14 protein-coding genes are annotated in these 20,398 nt (G+C 67.3%); 1 reads left to right on the forward strand and 13 read right to left on the reverse strand.

Annotation, left to right across the window (positions count from 1 at the left end; genetic code table 11):
• Positions 1 to 140: 140 nt before the first annotated feature.
• From HMPREF1008_RS00940 to HMPREF1008_RS01000, 12 genes are all read right to left on the reverse strand, one after another.
• Entirely contained in the window at positions 141 to 3,020 is a 2,880-nt protein-coding gene (locus HMPREF1008_RS00940) for a molybdopterin-dependent oxidoreductase Mo/Fe-S-binding subunit (protein ID WP_009277971.1), read from the reverse strand.
• Positions 3,017 to 3,808 (reverse strand): xanthine dehydrogenase family protein subunit M, encoded by a 792-nt coding sequence (locus HMPREF1008_RS00945; RefSeq protein WP_009277972.1) that lies wholly within the window; start codon positions 3,806 to 3,808, stop codon positions 3,017 to 3,019. The genes HMPREF1008_RS00940 and HMPREF1008_RS00945 overlap by 4 nt, the downstream gene beginning before the upstream one ends.
• Before the next feature lie 353 nt (positions 3,809 to 4,161).
• Complete coding sequence (locus tag HMPREF1008_RS00950) at positions 4,162 to 4,545, reverse strand: Rid family detoxifying hydrolase (protein WP_009277973.1); 384 nt, start codon at positions 4,543 to 4,545, stop codon at positions 4,162 to 4,164.
• 67 nt (positions 4,546 to 4,612) lie between these two features.
• On the reverse strand, positions 4,613 to 5,965 hold the full coding sequence (hydA, locus tag HMPREF1008_RS00955) for a dihydropyrimidinase (protein ID WP_009277974.1): 1,353 nt from the start codon (positions 5,963 to 5,965) through the stop codon (positions 4,613 to 4,615).
• A 65-nt stretch (positions 5,966 to 6,030) separates the two neighbouring features.
• Positions 6,031 to 6,999 carry an NTP transferase domain-containing protein gene (locus HMPREF1008_RS09730; protein WP_009277975.1) on the reverse strand — a complete coding sequence of 323 codons (969 nt, stop codon included), beginning with the start codon at positions 6,997 to 6,999 and terminating at the stop codon, positions 6,031 to 6,033.
• A 109-nt stretch (positions 7,000 to 7,108) separates the two neighbouring features.
• Entirely contained in the window at positions 7,109 to 8,311 is a 1,203-nt protein-coding gene (gene ygeW, locus HMPREF1008_RS00965; RefSeq protein WP_009277976.1) for a knotted carbamoyltransferase YgeW, read from the reverse strand.
• Positions 8,312 to 8,402: 91 nt separating this feature from the next.
• Positions 8,403 to 9,782 (reverse strand): YgeY family selenium metabolism-linked hydrolase, encoded by a 1,380-nt coding sequence (locus HMPREF1008_RS00970; RefSeq protein WP_009277977.1) that lies wholly within the window; start codon positions 9,780 to 9,782, stop codon positions 8,403 to 8,405.
• Positions 9,783 to 9,885: 103 nt separating this feature from the next.
• Positions 9,886 to 11,100: a diaminopropionate ammonia-lyase gene (gene dpaL, locus HMPREF1008_RS00975; protein WP_009277978.1), complete on the reverse strand. Its 1,215-nt coding sequence runs from the start codon at positions 11,098 to 11,100 to the stop codon at positions 9,886 to 9,888.
• Positions 11,101 to 11,410: 310 nt separating this feature from the next.
• A complete protein-coding gene (locus tag HMPREF1008_RS00980) occupies positions 11,411 to 13,135 on the reverse strand; it encodes an ABC transporter ATP-binding protein (protein WP_009277979.1) in 1,725 nt (574 codons plus the stop codon).
• A complete protein-coding gene (locus HMPREF1008_RS10535) occupies positions 13,132 to 16,419 on the reverse strand; it encodes an ATP-binding cassette domain-containing protein (RefSeq protein ID WP_009277980.1) in 3,288 nt (1,095 codons plus the stop codon). The genes HMPREF1008_RS00980 and HMPREF1008_RS10535 overlap by 4 nt, the downstream gene beginning before the upstream one ends.
• Positions 16,416 to 17,138 (reverse strand): energy-coupling factor transporter transmembrane protein EcfT, encoded by a 723-nt coding sequence (locus HMPREF1008_RS00995; protein WP_198003129.1) that lies wholly within the window; start codon positions 17,136 to 17,138, stop codon positions 16,416 to 16,418. Before HMPREF1008_RS00995 ends, HMPREF1008_RS10535 begins: the two co-directional genes overlap by 4 nt.
• The gene (locus HMPREF1008_RS01000; RefSeq protein WP_009277982.1) at positions 17,128 to 17,775 is read right to left on the reverse strand and encodes an MptD family putative ECF transporter S component; all 648 of its coding nucleotides are present in this window, start codon (positions 17,773 to 17,775) and stop codon (positions 17,128 to 17,130) included. Before HMPREF1008_RS01000 ends, HMPREF1008_RS00995 begins: the two co-directional genes overlap by 11 nt.
• Positions 17,776 to 17,973: 198 nt before the next feature.
• On the opposite strand from HMPREF1008_RS01000, the gene HMPREF1008_RS01005 reads away from it, so the two are divergent.
• Positions 17,974 to 18,453 (forward strand): hypothetical protein, encoded by a 480-nt coding sequence (locus tag HMPREF1008_RS01005; RefSeq protein WP_009277983.1) that lies wholly within the window; start codon positions 17,974 to 17,976, stop codon positions 18,451 to 18,453.
• 117 nt (positions 18,454 to 18,570) lie between these two features.
• On the opposite strand, the gene ade is transcribed toward HMPREF1008_RS01005, so the two are convergent.
• Complete coding sequence (gene ade, locus HMPREF1008_RS01010) at positions 18,571 to 20,397, reverse strand: adenine deaminase (RefSeq protein WP_009277984.1); 1,827 nt, start codon at positions 20,395 to 20,397, stop codon at positions 18,571 to 18,573.
• Position 20,398 lies beyond the last annotated feature (1 nt).

A 20,398-nucleotide genomic window follows, 5' to 3' on the forward strand; every position in this document is an offset into this window, starting at 1 on the left:
AGACTTTTTGTATGACAACAAGACGAAAAGTCTAATGGCCAATCCCTCACAAAAGCTTCAAAAGTGAGAGATTGGCCATTGCGTGCCGCTTAGGTTAGAAAACGTACCGCTCACAACGTGAAGAGTATCTGGCGGGGACGTCAGATCCTTCCGAGCTCCCTCAGGACCTTCTCCGGCGTCATGGGCCAGCTGCGCATCCAGACGCCGCAGGCGTCGTGGATGGCGTTGCCGATGGCAGGGGCCGCGCCGTTGCAGGCGATCTCGGAGATGGACTTCGCACCGAAGGGGCCGTCGGCGTCGTTGACATCCACCATGACCGCCTTGAAGTCGTCTGGCTGCTCGAAGATCATGGGCACGCCGTAGTCCGTGAGCGTGGTGCGCAGGGGACGGCCCTTCTCGTCGATGGTCATGTCCTCGTAGAGGGTGTGGCCGATGGACTTGAGCGCGGCGCCGTACATCTGGCACTGTGCGAGCTCGGGATTGATGGGCGTGCCGGCGTCCTGGAGCGCGTAGTACTTCTGCACCTTGACCTGGCCCGTGCGGACGTTGACCGCCACCTGCGCGAAGTGGGCGCCATAGGGGATGGCGTTGGCCGTGGTGATGAAGCTGCCGTGCGCCACCACCTGGCCGCGGCCGTCGCCGGCGCAGCAGGCGTGTGAGAGGTCTCCGTAGCTCAGGGTCGCGTCGGTCCTGGTGGAGTGCACCTCTCCCGGATACCGAAGCTCCAGGTCCGCCTCGTCCTCCCCCATCTGCAGGGCGGCCTCGGCAATGATGCCGCGGGCGAGCTTGCGGGCGGCGTCCACGGAGGCGTTGCCGCTGAAGAAGGTACCCGACGAGGCGTAGGAACCCGTGTCGAAGGCGGCGGAGTCGGTGTCGCCAGAGATGACGCTGACCAGCTCGAGGGGAAGGTGGAGTATCTCCGCCGCCACCTTGGTCGAGATGGTATCAAGGCCGGTGCCGATGTCCGCCCCGCCGCTGTTCAGGATCACGGTGCCGTCGGTCTCGAGCTTGCAGATCGCCTCCGCGTGGTCCAGGCCGGGCAGGCCGCTGCCCTGCATGATCATCGCGAAGCCCTTGCCGATCTTCCAGTCGGGGTCGTCGGACTCCTCGCGCTTGCCCCACTCGATCATCTCGCAGCCGCGCCTGATGCACTCGTCCAGGCCGCAGGAGCCGACGGGAACCACGTTGCCCTCGCGGCCCTCGCCGAGGCCCTTCAGGATCTCGAGGCGGTAGCCCGTCTCGACGTGGTTCTTGACCGCCATGTCCTTGAAGTCGATGCCGAGCCTCTCGGCCAGCTGGGCCATGGCCATCATGATGCCGTAACTGCCCTTGGGCGTGCCGTAGCCCTGGTAGGCACCGGGCTGGAGCTTGTTCGAGTAGTAGGTGATGAGGTCGTAGGCCATGTTGTCGACCTTGAAGAGCGGGAGCACCTTGGAGCAGGAGTTCATGGGAACCGTGAGGCAGTGGTTGCCGTAGGCGCCGGTGTTGGCGCGCACCTCCATGAAGATCGCCGTGATGCTGCCATCCTTCTTGGCGCCCATCTTCACGCGCACGCGCATGGGGTGGCGCGCGGAGGCGGCCACGAGCTCCTCGGCGCGGGTGTGGCGGTAGTAGACCGGACGATGCGTGGCGTAGGCCGCGTAGGCGCAGACGTCCTCGACGAGGATGTCCTGCTTGGAGCCATAGCCGCCGCCGACCCTGGTCTTGACCACGTGGATCTTGTTCTGGGGGAGCCCGCAGACCCACGAGACGATGCGGCGCACGTGGTAGGGAACCTGCGTGGAGGCATAGACCTGGAGGCGCCCGCCCTCCATCTTGGCGTAGCAGAGGTGCGGCTCGAGGGGGGCCTGCTGCACGTTGGTGGTGCGGTAGGTCTCGTCCACGATGGCGTCCGCCTCGGCGAAGCCACGCTCGACGTCGCCGATGCCGCCCTTGTTGGAGGCGGCGATGTTCTTGTGGATGTCGGCCCTCAGCGGGAAGGGATAGAAAACCTTGCCCTCGCGCTCATCGCCGGCGTCCTTGTTGTACTCGTCCAGGTCCTCGGGGGCGCCGACGCCGTACTCCACGATGCCGTCGTGCACGCGCGGCGCACCCTCGGCCATGGCCTCCTCGACGGAGAAGACCGGGTCCAGGACCTGGTAGTCGACGCTGATGAGACCGCAGGCCTCCTGGGCTATCTCCTTGGTCTCGGCGATGACGGCCGCCACGCGGTCGCCCACGAAGCGGACCTTGTGGTTAAAGAGCCTGGTGTCGTGCGGGGAGGGCTCGGGGTTGCCCTGCCCGGCCTGCATGTAGGTGATGTCGGGACAGTTGAAGCAGGTGATGACGGCGATGACGCCCGGCAGGGCCTCCGCCGCGCTCGCGTCGATGGAGTTGATGTAGGCAGAGGCATAGGGCGAGCGGAGCATGACCAGGTGACAGGCGTCGGAGTCGACGAAGTCCTCCACGAAGGCGCGCTCCCCCCTCACGAGCTGGGGGCCGTCCACCTTGGAGCCGGGCTTGCCGACGTAGCTGAGCTCGGGACGGAAGTCCGGAGCGATGGTCGACTCGTAGCGGCCCTTGTCGCGGAGCTCGCAGGCGAGCTTGACCGCCAGGTAGTAGTTCTCGTAGCTGGCGTCTCGGATGTAGATGCCCGACAGGGCGTCTTTCACCTGCTCGCGCGTGAGGTTGGACTCGTTCTCGAGGAGCCAGGTGAGGATGAGCGCCGTGGCGGGGGAGTTGTAGGCGCTCTGCACCACGCCGGCGTCGATGAGCGCCTGCTGGACGAAGCTCAGCTTGCCCGGCTCGGCCAGGCCGGCGGGGGTGCGAACCTCTCGCCCGTCGACCTCGCCCGCAAGCATGAGGTTGGCGTACACCGGGGTGCCGTCCACCAGCACGGTGTCGGACCCGCAGAAGCCCTCGCCGTCGTCGCTGTCACGCACGCAGAAGTCGCCGTTCCTCACCAGGAGCTCGCGCAGGGACAGCGTCGGGTCGAGCTCGAAGCTGCGCTCGCGCCCGTCAATCTTGCACTCGATCCTCATCGCGCACCATCCCTTCCGCCGTCCTCAAGCATACGAGCGAGGGTGACACCCGCGAGGTAGCGCTTGTATCTCTCGCTTCCGTACATGTCGCTGGGAACGGCCACGTCGAGCCCGTAGGCGAGCTCGACCAGCTCGTCCTCGCCGGCACCGCGCGCCGCCGCCTCGGAGAGCTCGGGCGAGACGAACGCACCCACGCCCTTGACCGTCAGCGCCACGCGAGCGGCGTCACCGTCCTGGCAGAGCGAGACGACGAGGTACGAGAGGCTCTCCATCGTGTTGGCGTAGCGCTTGGAGACGACCCTGCCAGGCTTGGCCGGGACGATGAGGCGACAGACGAGCCTGTGCTCCGGCTGCGTGGCAGCCCACTCCTCGAGGCCCAGACGCCTCGTCGCGCCCGTCTCGTTCATGAGCTCGACGCTCGCGCCGACGGCAAGGAGCGTCGCCGCGAGGTAGGAGTCGTCACGCCAGCATGCGACGTTGCCACCGACGGTGGCCATGTTGCGCTTGGTGCGCGAGCCCATGAAGAGCAAGGCCTCCTTGAGGTAGGCGGGTACCAGCTCGCTCTGGAGGGCGTCCTGGAAGGTCACCGCCGCGCCGATGCGGACCTCGTCGCCCTTGGCCTCGACCTTGGCGAGCTCGGCGATGCGACGAATCGAAACCAGCTTCTCGTAGTGCAGCTTCGAGCCGAGCCTGTTGAGCTCGGTCCCTCCGGCGAGGTAGCCCGCGCCCGAGGCAGCCAGCTTGGCCGCCTCCTGCGCAGAGGCCGCAATGACAAGTCTCTCGTCCATGTGATGCTCCGATGAACAGGCGCGTGCGAACGTCGCGGCACGCGCTACCCCCCCCAGCAAAACGTCGGTTCGGCACGGTCAGGGAGGACTATTCCATGCACCCTCATCGTGCGCCTAAAGCAAGGCAAAAGATAGTCGAAACCAGGCGAACGACCCCAAGAACTAGGCCTGTGACCTGCGGATACGTAATATTTTTAGAAACATAACGCCTGCCTGCGAAGCCACGGACCAGGCTTCGGTCGGCATTCGCCTGGCTGCCGCGCCCGTCTCGTCCCTCGACACGAGGGAGCCCCGGGCGACTCTCCGCCCAGGGCTCCCAATGTCACAGCACGCGACGACCGCGAGCCTCTCCGCTAGACCCTGGCGACGGCCTTGATCTCGACCTTGGCACCCTTGGGCAGGGCCACGACCTGGAAGGCGGCGCGCGCGGGGTACGGGGCCTCGAAGAACTCGGCGTAGACCTCGTTCATGGGACCGAACTCGGCGATGTCGGTGAGGAGGACCGTGGTCTCGACGACGTCGGCCATGCTGGCGCCGGCAGCCTCGAGGATGTTCTTGATGTTGGTCAGGCTCTGGCGGGTCTGGGTCTGGATGTCGTCGCCGGCGAACTCGCCGGTGGCGGGGTCGACGGGCAGCTGGCCCGAGACGTTGATCGAAACGCCCTCGGCCTGGATGGCGGCGGAGTAGGGGCCAAGCGCGGCGGGGGCCTTGTCGGTGACGATTGCCTTCTTGTTCATGCTCTTCCTTTCTTCTTTCATCCGTGACACCTCGCCACAGACGCTGGAACCTGATGGTCGGGACGCGCTACCTGCTGACGTAGCTGCCGGGCTTCTCGCCCGTGGGCTCCCCGTCGCGCGCGACGAGGACGCCGTTGACGAAGACGTACTTCGCGCGTCCCTGGGCCTCGAAGCCCTCGTAGGGCGTGTAGTCGACGTTCTGGTGCTGCGTCGCCGCCTGGATGGTCCAGCGGCAGTTGGGGTCCCAGACGCAGACGTCCGCGTCAGCGCCCTCGGCTAGCACACCCTTGCGGGGATACATCCCAAAGACCTTGGCGGGGTTCTCGCTCATGAGGCGGCAGAAGTCCTGGGGGCCAAGCGCGTCGGCGAAACTGGTCATGATCAGCGCGGGACGATGCTCCACGCCGGGACCGCCGTTGGGAATCCTGGTGAAGTCGCCGACGCCGCGGTCCTTCTGGCCCTTGAGGTTGAAGGCGCAGTGGTCGGTGGCGAGGGTGTCGATCTCTCCGTCGCAGACCGCCTGCCGCAGCACGGCCACGTCATGGGGCTTGCGCAGCGGGGGGCTCATGACGTACTTGGCGCCCTCGAAGCCGGGCTCGAGGTAGCGGGTGTCATCGAGCAGGAGGTACTGGGGGCAGCTCTCGACTGCGACGTCGACGCCGCGCGCCTTCGCGTCGCGGATGGCCTCGAGTCCCAGCGCGGTGGAGAGGTGCACGATGTTGATGCGAGCACCCGAGAGCTCCGCGAGGTAGCACAGGCGCGAGATGGCCTCCGCCTCGCAGACGTCCGGGCGGCTCATGGGATGCCCCTCGGGGCCCGTGACGCCGCGGGCGAGCGTGCGGCACTGGAGCTCGTTCACGAGGGTGCCGTTCTCGCAGTGGACGCAGAGGATGCCGCCGCGGTCCTTGATCGACTCCAGGACCTCGAGGGTCTGCGCGTCGTCCAGGCGCAGGTGGTCGTAGGCGAAGTAGGTCTTGAACGACACGATGCCCGCGTCGAACATGTCGTCGACCTCTGCCCTGGTACGCTCGTTCCAGTCCGCCATGGCCATGTGGAAGGCGTAGTTGGAGGTGCAGGTGCCGTCCGCGCGGGAGTGCCACTCCTTGAGGGCCTCCGCCAGCGTCATACCCTTGTCCTGGGTTGCGTAGTCCACGATGGTCGTGGTGCCACCGCAGGCGGCGGCGCGGGTGCCCGTCTCGAAGCTGTCCGCCGTCCAGTCCATGCCCGTCCAGCACTGCATGTGCGTGTGGGCGTCGATGAAGCCCGGGAAGACCCAGCAGCCGCTGGCGTCCACGACCTCGTCGGCGTCCGTGGCCTCGATGCTGGCAGCTATGCGCGCGACCTTGGCGCCGTCCAGCACCACGTCACCACGCACCAGGCCGTCGGGCAGTACGAGCATGCCACCCTTGATCAGCTTCATGCGAACCATCTCCTTACTCGCTGCGGGCGCCCGCAGGCGTCCGCGCCAATCCGCAAACGAAGGCGCTACTCCCCCCTGACCAGGCGCTCGAGACGGGCGAGCTCGTCGGGCGTGTCCACGTCCTCGAGCTCCTCCGGGCGCTCGGCCTCCACCAGGCGGATCCGTCGGGCCAGCTCGGGATCCTTCTTCAGGAGCCCCGTCCCGCCCACGTCGCCCTCGAGGCCCCTCAGTCCCTCGAAGCAGGATGCCGGGAAGAGGACGGGGCCGCCGGCCTTGCCCTGCCAGGCCAGGCGCACGACGCGCGTGGGGTCCTCGCGGAAGGCCCTCACCAGGGAGCGGACGCTCCTCTCGCCCAGGAGGGGCTGGTCGCCCGTGACGAACATGCAGCCGTCCCAGCCGGCGTCGAGCGAGAGTCCCATGCGGACCGTGTCGCTCTGGAGCGGCAGCTCGTGCCTGATCGAGCGCACGCCGAGGCGGTCGCAGAGGTCCTGGACCTCCCGCCAGCGCGTGACGACCACGGGGTCGACCAGGTCGAGGGGCAGCGAGCGCAGCGTGCGCTCGAGGACGGGGGTGCCCGCCAGCGGGGCGACGAGCTTGTTCGAGCCGAAGCGGCTGGCTAGGCCCGAGGCCATGACCACGACGCCTATGCGGCCGCGGGAGGCGTCGTCCGAAACGTCCTTCGCGGCAGCGCCTGCCCCGAAGCCGTCGAAGCACTCGTCAAAGGAGCGCGTGCCGAAGCCGCGGCAGGCGGCGCTCCAGCGCTCGTAGCGCTCTAGCAGGTCGAGTGCCTCGGGGGTCAGACGAGAGCCGCCGCCTCCGGAGCCACCGATCGTGCGGCTCGTGAGATTGACCCCCATCGACCTTTCCGCCACCTTGAGCATGCGGATCGCCTTGGTGTAGGCCATGCCCATGGATATGGCAGCGGAACGCAGGCTCCCCGTGGTCTGGACGGCCTGCAGCAGCCTGCAGGGCCCCGGGCCGAAGCACCGCGTTCCGTTGTCATCCAGGACGAACATGGCCTGTGAGGGTCTCATAGCCGCTCCTCCCGAGCTTGGGGGCGGGGCGACGGCACCGCAGCGCGGACCGTCGCCCCAAACCGTCGGGACCGCGACCCGGCTGGCCGCGGTCCCCGTTATGCGGATTCTACGCCTCGTACCAGCGGGCCTCGCCGCGCTCCTCGAGCGCCCTCAGCGTGGCGACGGGATCCTTGGCCTTCTGGAGGAAGATCATGGACGCCACGGCGTAGGGCTTGTAGCTGGCCTCCTTGTACAGGCCGTCGCGGTGGTAGTCGAAGACCTCGTTGGCGACCTCGCCGTGCTCGCAGGACACGCCGTTGATGTCGGCCGGCAGCGGGTGCATGTAGATGGTGTCCTTGCCGTTGACCGTCTTCTCCATGAGCTCGGGCGTGCAGCACCAGTCCATGTGGGTGGCGTTCTGGGCGAGGAGCTCCTGCTCGAGCCTGTCGATGCCCGCGGAGTCGCCTGCGGCGTAGAGCTTGGTGCGCTCCTCCATGGCGGCGTAGGGAGCCCAACTCTTGGGGATGACGATGTCGGCGCCCTCGAAGGCCTCGGCCATGCTGTTGGTCTTCCTGAAGCTGCAGCCGCTCTCCTCGGCGTACTTGCCGGCCTGCTCGACCAGGTCGGGCATGAGGTCGTAGCCCTCGGGGTGGGCCAGGGTGACGTCCATGCCGAAGCGGGTCAGCAGCATGATGAGGGACTGGGGGCAGCTGAGGGGCTTGCCGTAGGAGGGCGAGTAGGCCCAGGTGACGGCGACCTTCTTGCCACGGAGCTTGTCGAGGCCGCCGAACTCGTTGATGAGGTACAGCATGTCGGCGGAGGACTGCGTGGGGTGGTCGGAGTCGGACTGCAGCGAGACCAGGGTCGGACGGTGGTCCAGGATGCTGTCACGCCAGGACTGCTCGACGGACTCGGAGACCTCCTTCATGTAGGCGTCGCCCTCGCCGATGAACTTGTCGTCGCGGATGCCGATGACATCGGCCATGAAGCTGATCATCGTGGCGGTCTCGCGCACCGTCTCGCCGTGCGCCACCTGCGACTTGCTCTCGTCCAGGTCCTGCTGCTGGAGGCCGAGCAGGTTGGTGCCGGAGGCGAAGGAGAAGCGGGTGCGGGTGGAGTTGTCGCGGAAGTTCGAGACGGCCAGACCGGACTCGAAGATGCGGGTCGAGATGTTGCGCTCGCGGAGGTTGCGCAGGGCGTCTGCCACGATGTACATGGCCTTCAGCTCGTCGGTGGTCTTGTCCCAGGTGTGCAGGAAGTCGTTGTTGTACATCTTGGAGTAGTCGAGCTTGCCGAGCTCCTCCAGGTAGGCGTTGAACTTGCTGTCCATCGGTGCCCCTTCCTTGTCAGGCGTTTCCTTGCTGCGTGCAAGGCGTCCGCCACCTCTCTCGGGGAATGGCGGACGCCGGCTTGCGCGTGTGCTACTTGATGTCGTTGTTGGTGAGGCCGGCGCGGAACTCGGTCACGTCACCGGTGGCGGCGGAGCCGTCGTAGAGGTTCAGCGCGGCGGTGTAGAGGGCGGCGCAGGTCACGAGGTCCTGCTTGTAGGTGATCTCGTTGGGGGCGTGGGCCTGGGACTCGGCGCCGGGGCCGAAGCCGACGCAGGGGATGCCGTAGCGCCCCTGGATGGAGACGCAGTTGGTCGAAAAGGTCCACTTGTCGACCAGGGGACGATGACGCTTGTCCATCGAGGGCTCGCAGCCGATGCGCTCGTCGCCGAAGAGGGCCTTGTGGGCGTCGACGAGGGCCTTGACGTGGGGAGCGGACTCCTTGTTGATCCAGGTCGGGAAGTAGCACTCGGTCTCGTAGACCTCGCCGGTCCAGGAGGGACGGTCGTACATGTACATGGAGACCTTGACGTCGTCGCCGTACTTCTTGACGGCGGGCAGGTTGCGGACCTCGTCGAGGCAGGACTCCCAGGTCTCGCCCGCGGTCATGCGACGGTCGATGGAGATGGCGCAGGAGTCAGCGACGGCGCAGCGGCTGGGGCTGGTGAAGAAGATCTGCGACACGGTGCAGGTGCCGCGGCCCAGGAAGCGGGCGTCCTCGAAGTGGTCGGGGTTGTACTTGGGGTCGAGCATCTTGACGAGGCCCTTGATGGCAGTGGACTCGTCGGCGCCGTTGTTGTTGAGGGAGCGGACGTCGGCGATGATGTCGGCCATCTTGTAGATGGCGTTGTCGCCGCGGTCGGGGGCGGAGCCGTGGCAGGAGACGCCGTGGACGTCGACCCTGATCTCCATGCGGCCGCGGTGCCCGCGGTAGATGCCGCCGTCGGTGGGCTCGGTGGAGATGACGAACTCGGGCTTGATTCCGTCCTTGTTGTAGATGTACTGCCAGCACATGCCGTCGCAGTCCTCTTCCTGGACGGTGCCGACGACCATGATCTTGTAGCCCTCGGGGATGAGGTCCATGTCCTTCATCATCTTGGCGGCATAGACGGCGGAGCAGACGCCACCCTCCTGGTCGGAACCACCGCGGCCGTAGATGAGGTCCTCGGTCTCGTAGCCCTCGTAGGGGTCGGCCTCCCAGTTGTCGCGGTTGCCGATGCCCACGGTGTCGATGTGGCCGTCCATGCAGAGGATCTTGTCGCCCTCGCCCATGAAGCCCATGACGTTGCCAAGGCCGTCGACCCTGACCTCGTCGAAGCCCAGGCGCTCCATCTCCTCCTTGATGCAGGCCACGACCTCCTTCTCCTCGCAGCTCTCGCTGGGATGAGAGATCATCGCGCGCAGGAAGCGGGTCATGTCCTCCCTATGGGACTCCGCGACTTCCTTGATCTTGTCGTAGTCGAGCTCCTTCATTCCTTACCTCCCAAGTCAAAGCCTTCAGTGCCGGTATCCGTCGCGAGCCGCCTCTTCTTGGCCCTCTCCCCTGGCCCGCAGGGAGGAGAGGACCCTCGGAACCCTACTCGGTGGCGTACGCGCCGCCCCAGACGACCTCGCGATAGCGGACGGGGTCGGTGTCGCCCTCGGTCGAGAAGAGCAGGACCTTGGAGTCGCGCCCGAGCTCCAGGACGTCGCGCAGCTCGGCGTAGTCGGGGTCGCTCATGATGGTCGAGATGACGCCCATGCCCACGGCCCCGGACTCGCCGGAGGTGACGGAGGGGTCTCCCTTCGTGGGGGCGGCAAGCATGCGCATGCCCTTCGCCGCGACCCAGTCGGGGCAGGAGAGGAAGGCGTCCGCGTGGTTGCGCAGGATGTCCCAGCCGATGGTGTTGGGCTCGCCGCAGGCGAGGCCGGCCATGATGGTCTGGAGGTCGCCGCCCACGATGCGGGGGTCACCGTCGCCGGCGAGGGCGCCCTGGTACAGGCAGTCTGCCACACCGGCCTCCATGATCACGAACTTGGGCGGGCAGCTAGGGAAGAGGTTGGCGAAGTAGCCTACCATGGCGCTGGCGAGGGAGCCGACGCCGGCCTGGACGAAGACGTGGGTGGGACGGTTGACCTCGAGCTGACGGAGCTGCTCGGCAGCCTCGGCGGCCATGGTGCCATAGCCCTGCATGATCCAGGACGGAATCTTCTCGTAGCCCTCCCAGGCGGTGTCCTGCACGATGACGCCATGCTCGGTCTCGGCCGCCTCCTTGGCGGCCAGGCGCACGCAGTCGTCGTAGTTGAGCTCCTCGATGGTGACCTTGGCGCCCTCCTTGGCGATGTTGTCGAAGCGCGTCTTGGTCGAGCCCTTGGGCATGTGCACGACGGACCTCTGGCCGAGCTTGTTGGCAGCCCAGGCGACGCCGCGGCCGTGGTTGCCGTCGGTGGCGGTGAAGAAGGTGGCCTGGCCGAAGTCCTTCTGGAGCTGGTTGGAGGTGAGGTAGTCGAAGGTCATCTCGGAGACGTCGCGCCCGGTCTCGTCGGCGATGTAGCGGGCCATCGCGAAGGAGCCGCCCAGGACCTTGAACGCGTTGAGGCCGAAGCGGTAGCTCTCGTCCTTGACGAAGAGGCCGCCCAGGCCAAGGCGCTCGGCCATGCCCGCGAGGTTGGCAAGGGGGGTCACCGAGTACTGGGGGAAGCTCCCGTGGAAGGCGCGGGCCTTGGCGACGTTGTCGAGCGACATGACCGGCAGGTTCACGTCCTCGCTCTTGGGCATCCCGTTGGCAACCCACTTGATCTTTGGCTCCATGCTGCGTCCCCTCCTGGACTTCCGTGACCCCGACACTTACATACTGTGCGCTTACCAAACTTTTTGTTTGGTACCAATAAATATAGGCTCTTTTCCGCGCTTGGCAAGGGGCTTCGCAAGGAGTACGCCGCAGGCGGCAGGCCGTTCGACGAACGGCCCCTCTGGGGCTTTGAACGTCGTTGTTCTCTTTGTCATATAACGCTTCCCAAGAGCAGCGCATGGGACGGGCCCGCCGGACATGCCTCGCATGCCTGGCGGGCCCCTGAGTTCCCGTCTCCTTCTCATGGGGTGGCAGGGTGGCCCCGCCCCCCTACCTCACGCGCCAGCCTTGGGCACGCCGGCGGTCTTCCCAGAAGCTGCGGTAGCGTCCCTCCTGGGCGAGAAGCTCCCCATGCGTCCCCAGCTGGGTGACGCGGCCGTCCTCCAGCATGGCTATCTGGTCCGCCCCGGCTATGGTCGAGAGCCGGTGGGCGATCGCGATGACCGTCCTGTCGCGCGCGAGCTCGTGCATCGCCTCGACGATGGCCGCCTCGTTCTCGGCGTCGAGTGCCGCCGTCGCCTCGTCGAAGAGGACTATGGGCGCGTCCTTCAGGAGGGCCCTGGCGATGGAGACGCGCTGGCGCTCGCCACCGGAGAGCCTTCCGCCCCCCTCGCCCACGCGCGTCTCCCAGCCGTCCTCGAGGCGCTCGGCGACCTGATCGAGACGGGCGACGCGCACGGCATGGCGCACCTGCTCGTCCGTGGCGTCGGGCTGCCCGAAGCGCACGTTCTCCTCGATGGTCCCGTCGAAGAGGTACACGTCCTGGAAGACGAGGGAGACCATCCCCAGGAGCTCCTCCACCGCCATGTCGCGCACGTCCACGCCGCCGATCCGCACGGCACCCCCGTCCACGTCCCAGAAGCGCGCGATGAGGCGCGTGAGGGTGGTCTTGCCCGACCCCGAGGGACCCACGAGCGCAGTCAGGCGTCCCTCGGGACACGCCAGCGACACGTCGTCTATGACGGGGCGGGCCTTGTCGTACGAGAAGCTCACGTGGTCGAACTCTATGCCAGCCCCCCTGGGGCGCAGCGGGGCGTCCGCCTCGGGCAGGGGCTCCGCCGCGAGGATCCTCTCGGAGGTGTCGATGGCGTTCTGGCAGACGCTCATGGACATGCTCTGGCTCCCCGCCTTCAGGAGGGCGTCCACGGAGCGCAGGGCGAGCACGACGACGAAGAGGTATTCGACGGCACCCAGCCGCCCCAGGGCCAGCAGGGCCGTGGCGCAGAGGAGGGTGAGGCCGAAGGCCAGGTAGACGAGCAGCGTGTAGACGGTGATGGGCCTCTGCGTCATGTCGAGGGTGCGCACCGTGCTCGCGTGGTCGCGCTGGATGTCGTCCTCCAGCGCCTTCCACCCGCCCCGGGCCACGCCCGTCGCGCGCAGGACGGGCTGGGCGCGCACGAACTCGAGCACGCGGCCAGAGAGCCGTGCGTTCGAGCGCTCCTCGGCCTCGTGGCCCATGCCGGCGGCCTCGCCCATCCTGCGCGACCAGACCCAGAGCGCAGGCGAGAGCGCCACGAACGCAAGGCAGACGCGCCAGTCCACGAGGAGGTAGATCACGGCGATGCAGGCGGGGACCGTCACGGCGATCACCTGCTGCTTCAGGAAGATGCCCGGGAGGTTCATGAGCATCTGCAGGTCACGCTCCAGCAGGGCGGCGAGCTCGCCCGCCCTGCCCGCCGTGAACCATCCCAGGGGCAGCCTCACGATGTGGTCGCCCAGACGCTCCTGGATGCTGCGCACGATCACCACGTCGCCGATCATGTAGCCGTGGGTCTCGGACAGGTAGTTCGCGAGCGCGCAGACCACGCCGAGCGCCACCAGGGCGAGCGACCAGCGCAGGGCGGCGTCGCCGTCCGCGTCGAAGAGCGCCCGCAGGAGCGGGAGGAGCATCGCGTAGACGCCACCCTCCAGGATCCCGCAGAGGACGAAGTAGACGGCCTGCGTCTTGATGCCGGTCCTGCGACCGGCGAGCCTGTCGACTCGGTCGGTGATCATCGGGTCTCCTCCGTGTCGTCGCCTGCGAAGAGGCTCACCTGCTGCGTCTCCCAGAGCTCGGCATAGCGCCCGCCGGCCTCAAGCAGCTCCCGGTGCGTCCCCTCCTCGATGACGCGCCCGTCCCCCAGGACGAGCGTCCTGTCTGCGCCCGCCACGGTGTTCAGGCGATGCGCGATCACGATGGTCGTCCGCCCGGCGGACAGGCGGCTCAGCGCGGCCTGGATGGCCGTCTCGTTCTCGGGGTCAGCGTGCGCCGTGGCCTCGTCCAACACCAGCACCGGGGCGTCCTGCAGGATGGCGCGGGCGATGGCCACGCGCTGCGCCTCGCCGCCCGAGAGCTCGCAGTCCGCAGAGCCGAAGACCGAGTCGTACCCCTCGGGGAACTCCATGATCCTCTCGTGGACCTGCGCCGCCTTCGCAGCCTCCACGACCTCCTCGTCCGTCGCGTCGGGTCGGGCGAGCCGGATGTTGTCACGCAGGCTGATCGAGAGCAGCATGCTCTCCTGGAAGACGATCGCCACCTTGGAGAGGAGCGTCTGGGAGGAGAGCTCGCGCAGGTCGACGCCACCCAGGCTCACGTCGCCCGACGTGGGATCCCAGAAGCGCGGGACGAGACGCGCGAAGGTGGTCTTGCCACTGCCGGAGTCCCCCACCAGCGCGCAGACGCTGCCCGGCTCGATGCACGCGCTCACGCGGTCGAGCGCGAGGGGGGCGTCGGGTGCGTACCTGAAGCAGACCTCGTCGAAGCGCAGGCCGATCGGGTCCAAGGGAAGCTCGCGGGGCTCGGCTGCCTCGGCAAGCCGCTCCGCCGAGAGGACCGCGTCCAGGTGCTCGAGGTTCTGTCCCGCCGTTCGCAGGAAGCCCATGCCTGACGTCACGGTCAGCATGCCAATCGGAATGGATGGGCCGAGCACCAGGAAGGGCACGCAACCGGAGAAGTCGAGCCAGCCCCAGCCAATGAAGAGGCTGCTCGCGAGGCCCAGGAAGGCGAGCATCATGCCCGGCGAGATGAAGCCGCCCAACAGGCTGAAGGGCCCCGCCGTGAGCTTTGTCCACTCGAAGGTGACGTCGCACAGTCGCTCCACGGCATCGCGATAGCGCGAACCCACCCGCTTGGCGCTTCCGAAGGTCTTCACGACCTCGATGCCCTCGGCGATCTCGACCACGGCGGAGGAGAGCTCCACGTTCGCCTCGCCGTACCGCACGGAGAGCGTCTCGAAGTCGCGCATCATGAATGCCATCGACACCATGACGAAGAAGGCGACGTAAGCCAGGAGGACGAGGGCCATCCGCCAGTCCGCGACGAAGAGGACCACGAGCGGGACCAGGGGCGAGAGCAGCGCGCGGACCACCTCGGTCGGGGCGTGGCCGATAGTCTGGTGCAGGCCCAGCACGTCATCCGAGACCGCCTGCTTGACCTCACTGGAGCTGCGTTCGCCAAACCACCCTAGAGGCAAGCTGGAGAAGTGGTCGAGCAGGATGTGGCGCGCGTTCACGCGAAATCCCGCGTCAGCCTTGTGACATACGCCCGTCCCGCCACCAAAGAGGATGCGGTCTAGCGTGGCACAGACGACGGCGGTGGCAACCATGGGTGCGAGCGAGGAGGGTTCGGGCAGGGTGCCCCTCAACGCAGCCTGGGCTATGGAGATCGCGACGAGGTACGGGACGACCCCTGCCACGACCGAGAGCGCCGACATGACCATTCCGATGACGATGGTGCGGTGGACCGGCTTGGTCAGTCGCAGGTAGAGCGCCCACAGTCGCGCGTTCTTCTGCCTCCTCCCCGCCCTCTCCTTCCCGGGGGCCGGCTCGCCGCGCCCCCTGGTCTCCATGCCCTCCGTCCCTCGCTCGTGCATGGTGGCTCCTTCCATCGGTCGTAGCTGGTAGGCATGGGTGCAGCAGCTCTGCATGAACTCGTTGTCGTGCGTGACCACCACGACGCAGCGCCCCTCGTCGCAGGCGAGCTGGAGCGCGCGGGAGACCTCCCGCATGCTGATGGCGTCGAGCCCGCTCGTCGGCTCGTCCAGCACGAGCACGGGCCTCTCGCTCATGAGTCCGCAGGCTATGGAGAGGCGCTGCCTCTGCCCGCCCGAGAGCGTCATAGGATGCCGCTCGCGCAGCTCCCAGAGGCCCAGCTCGCGCAAGAGGCGCCGAGCGCGCTCCCTGTGCGGCTCGTCATGCGCGACCAGGAGCATGACCTCCTCCTGGACGCTCGGCGTGAAGAACTCGGCCTTGACGTCGTTGGGGCTGTACCACACCATGCGACGCAGCTCGAGAGGTCTGCGGGCGCGCCCGCCCACCAGCACCGTCCCATGGCTCGGCCTCGCGAGTCCGGCCAAAACGCGGGCGAGGCTGGTCTTCCCGGCCCCGTTCGCGCCTGTCACGGCCAGTATCTTCCCAGCGGACGCCACGAGAGAGACGTTGCGAAAGACCTGCCTGCTGCCGAAGGAGACGCCCAGGTCGCGCAGCTCGAGGACGGCACCTCGTCCCGGACTCGCACTTGGAGCCGGAAGCTGTGGCCTCATGGTCTTCCGGACGTCCCTGAGCCCCCAGGAGAGGCGCGTCTCGTCGGGAAGGGCCAACATCTCCTCCCTCGTGACCTCTCGCTCGACCCTACCCCCACGCACCAGCAGGAAGCAGTCCGCGACGTCCATGAGGTAGGCCAGGCGGTGCTCGGCGACCAGGATCGCCATGCCCCGCTCCTTCAGCTGCCGCAGGGTGCGCCCCAGAGCGTCCGCCGCCGCGACGTCCAGGTTGGACGAGGGTTCGTCCAAGGCCATGAGGGCCGGGTGCGGTCCCAGCGCGGAGGCTATCGCCACCTTCTGCTTCTGCCCGCTGGAGAGGCTGTCGTTGGGCATCCCCCTCAGAGGGTCGAGCGACAGTTCCTCGATCGCCCCGTCCGTGAGCTCGACCACGCGATCGTGGTCGTAGCCCAGGTTTTCGCAGGTGAAGGCTATCTCTCCCGCGAGCTGGCTCGAGAAGAACTGGGTCGAGGGGTCCTGGAACACGCTTCCCACGAGCTCTGCGCGCTCCCATTGGGCGAGTCCCTTGGCAGGATGACCCGCCAACACGACCTCTCCCCTGCCGTCACCGGAAAAGTACCCACCCGCCAGACCGTTCACGAGCCGGATGATGGTGGTCTTACCGCCGCCCGAGGGACCGCAGAGCACCACGCACTCGCCAGCGGCCACGCAGAGACTCACGTCGTCGACGGTCCGGGACGCCCCCTTGTACGCGAACGAGACGTCCCTCAGGGAGAGGACCTCCCGCCTCGGACCGCTCACGCCAGCGTCCCGTTCGCTATTACGGCCCCCGCGCAGGCCATGAGGGCGAGGCACACGCAGGCGAGGTCAAGCGCCCCAGCCGGGTGCTGATAGTAGCTGCTGCGCGCCATGGGAGCCTCCGCCGCACGCGTCACGGCGGAGGACGAGAGCTGGTCCGCGCTGTCCACGAGCGACATCAGGGCAGGAACCATCACGTACTCGTAGCTGTCCAGTGGGTTTGACAGCAGCTGGCGCCATGCCGTGAGGCCACGCTTCCTCAGGGCGTCCCTCAGGAGGCGCCAGCTGACGGCAAAGGTCGGAAAGAAGCGCAGGAACACCAGGACCCCCAGGATGACCTTCCTGGGGCAGCGCGCCCGCGCGAGGGCAGCGCTGATCATGCCCGGAGGCGTCATGAAGAGCACGCAGGCGGCCGCCGTCACGGGGAAGAGGTGCCACATCTGGAAGACGTGTATGGGAGAGATGACGATGGGGGCGACGCCCCAGTAGGTGTACGCGACGTACAACGGCCCGAGCACCGCGAGGAAGGCCAGCATGCCCAGGGCAACGCGCCGCTCCCTGGCAACCAGCAGGTAGGCGATCGACGACAGGCTGAGCGCGAGCATGGGATACGGCCCCAGGTTCGTCGAACAAGCCAGCATGGCCAGGAGAAGCACGGCCGCCTTCGTGGCGACCGTGAGCCCCGCTCCCCTGGCGTCCCCCTCGCCCACCCTACAGGGCACCGGCACGCTCGAAGTGCCTCTTCATGAGCGCCCTTCCGACGAGGCAGCCCAGGAGGCCCACGGCCATGGTGGCGAGCATGATGGCGACGACCCACGCGGGGTTGCCGTAGTACTTGAAGAAGGTGTCGGCATAGGACTGGTCCAGGCCACGCTCCAGCATGGTCTGCGACACGTACGCCTCCATGTTGCCCAGGTAGGGAATCAGCGTGGAGAGCAGGTACAGGCCGCTGAACGCGGTCCATGACGCGGTGGCCCACCAGGAGCTCTGGCGCTGCCGCGGCGTCCGCAGGCAGACGAGGTCGAGGAGCAGCCCGCCCAGCACGTAGAAGGGCAGCATGAAGAGCATGTTGCCCATGGTGCAGAAGAGCAGCGCCGCGACGGTGGTGAAGACGGTGGTCACGCCGAGGCGGTTGACGCGACGCACCATGAGCATGTACACGGGCGCCGCGAGGAACACGGCCGCCCCGCCCGAGGCGACCATCGCGAAGTCGTAGGAGAACATGGTGAGCATCGACCCCACGAACATGATGACCACCGTGAGCGCGCTCAGCAGGGCCGCGGTCACGACCTCGCGGACCCCCCACCCACGATTGGGCTCGGTGGCCTTCCCCTTCTCGTCTTCCTTCTCACCTGACATTCGAACGCTCCCTAAAAGTTAGTTACTGTTAACTCATGAATCGTAGCATAGGTTGGATGAGAGTTGCCTGAGCCGATCCGAGCCTCCCACGCCCACGCGAGACGCACGCCTCGCGAGCAAGGGAACGGGAGCCCCCATCGGGTATCTTTATTTGACCGAGGCCAAGCGCCCCTTGGGGGCGAGGAAGAGAGGTGCGACATGCTCGAGGCAGAGGAGGCCAAGAGGATCGCCGGCGAGGCGCAGCCGGGACGCGAGCGCGCCGAGGCGGACACGCTTTCGGGCAATGCGCTCAAGTGGGCCATGAAGAACGCCATCGGCCAGACGGACACACGCATCCGCATGTACGCGACCTACGGGCGCAGGTCCCTGACGGTGAAGTTCGCGCCGGGCAAGGGAGACGGCAGGGGCAGCGGCAACTCGTTCTACAACGACCTGCTGGCGAACAGCAACATGATCGTAGCGGACGCGATGAGCGACATCATCTACGGCCGGGAGCAGTCGCTCATCAGCCCCCTTCAGCAGGCGCGCCTGCTGAACGAGTACAACGCGCAGCTGGTGCACTTCATCCGCACGCTGCGCCGGCTGGGCTACGACGTGAAGACCGGCACCGAGGCGTCGGACGACGCCGAGGGCGGGAACGCCCACCGCGACGACAGCACCATCATCGTCAGCTGGTAGGCAGGACGTCCGCCACACGGCGTCGCACGGGTTACCAGGCGACGCCCGGACACGGAAGCCCGCAGCTTCGAGGAGCTGCGGGCTTCTTCGTGTTCAGCGGTGGGAGCCTCTGCGAGGCTACTCGACCACGAGGGACTCGAACTGGAAGGTGTCGGTGTTCACCAGGCCGCGGTTGGTGAGACGCAGGCTGGGGATGCACGCGAGCGAGAGCAGGCCCATGGTCATGAAGGGCGACGGCATGGTGCAGCCCATGCTCTTCCAGGCCTCCTCGACCTTCTCGACGTCCGCAGCCACGTCCTCGACGTGACGGGGGCTCATGAGGCCGCAGATGGGAAGCGCGACCTGGCCCAGGATCTTGCCGTCCTCGACCGCGCACTCGCCGCCGCCGCACTCGACCAGGGTCCTTGCGGCCAGCGCCATGTCGGCGTCGTTGTCGCCGACGACCAGCAGGTTGTGGGCGTCGTGCGCGACGGTCTGCGCCAGGGCACCATGGATGCCGAAGCCCTTGACGAAGCCGTAGGCGAAGCTGCCGGTGTCGTGGTGGCGCTCGAAGACGAAGGCCTTGAGCAGGTCGTTCTGGGAGTCGGCCACGAGCTGGCCGTCCTTGATCGGAGCTTGGGCGAGGGTGCCCTCGGTGATGGTGGAGCCAGGGGCGACGACCATGGTGCGGACGGTCGCGGAGTCACCGGCGAGCGCGTTGCCCTTGGAGTCGACCGCGGGAATATGGAAGGTTGCCTCGCTGATGTCGACCGCGACGTGCATGGTATCGGTCATGAACTCGGGGTACTGATAGGAGCCGGCCTCGAAGAGCGCCTTGCCGTCCTCGGCCACGACCTCGCCGTCGATGATGGTGCGCGTGACGTGGAAGTCCTTGAGGTCGTCCAGGAAGACGATGTCGGCGCACTTGCCGGGGGTGACGGAGCCCATGTCGGTCCCCATCTGAAAGTAGGTGGCGGCGTTGATGGTCACCATCTGGATCGCGGTGATGGGGTCGATGCCCTCGCGCACGGCCATGCGCAGGATGCGGTCGAGGTGGCCGTCGGAGACGAGCGTGTTGGGGTGGTTGTCGTCCGAGACCAGGTTGCAGAGGCGCGTGTCGACCTTGCCGTCAGCCACGGCAGGAGCCAGGTCGTGCAGGTTCTGCCAGGCGGAACCCTCGCGAATCTGCGCGTACATGCCCAGGCGCAGCTTGGCGAGCACGTCCTCGGCGCGGATGGACTCGTGGCAGGACGAGACGCCCGACGCGATGTAGGCGTTGAGCCCGCGGTCGGTCTCGCAGACGCTGTAGTGCCCCGTGACGGTCGCGCCGACCTTCAGGGTCTCGTTGACCTCCTCGATGGGGTTGTCGGCGCAGGCGAGGATGCCGGGGTAGTTCATCATCTCGCCGAGGGCGACGACGGAGTCCCAGCCCATGGTCTCCTTGATGCCCGCGGCGTCGACGGAGGCGCCGGTGTCCTCGAAGCCCGGGACGGCGGGGACGCAGGACGGCGTGGTGATCATGGCCTTCAGGGGCACGCTCTTGGCGACCTTGGCGACCTCAGCCACGCCCTCGAGCCCGGTGACGTTGCAGAGCTCGTGGGGATCCCAGTAGATGCCGGTGGTACCGTGGGGCACGACGGCGCGCGCGTACTCGTCGACGCCGACCATCGAGCTCTCGACGTGGATGTGGCCGTCCATGAAGCCGGGGGCGACGTACTGGCCCTTGGCGTCGATGACCTTGGTCTTCTCGCCGATGCAGTGGTCGGCGGTGTAGGGGGCGATGCCCAGGTAGGCGACGCGCCCCCCGGCGATGGCGATATCGGTGTCCTCGAGGATCTCGTGCGTGGTGACGCTGACGAGCTTGGCGTGACGGATCACGAGGTCAGCGGGCTCCTGGCCCTGTGCCACCTTGATGAGGGTGCGGTTGCACTCCCAGAGGGGCATCTTGCAGAACTTGTTGAGCATG

Origin of the sequence: Olsenella sp. oral taxon 809 str. F0356, assembly GCF_000233535.1 — a bacterium.
Taxonomy (GTDB): domain Bacteria; phylum Actinomycetota; class Coriobacteriia; order Coriobacteriales; family Atopobiaceae; genus Olsenella_I; species Olsenella_I phocaeensis.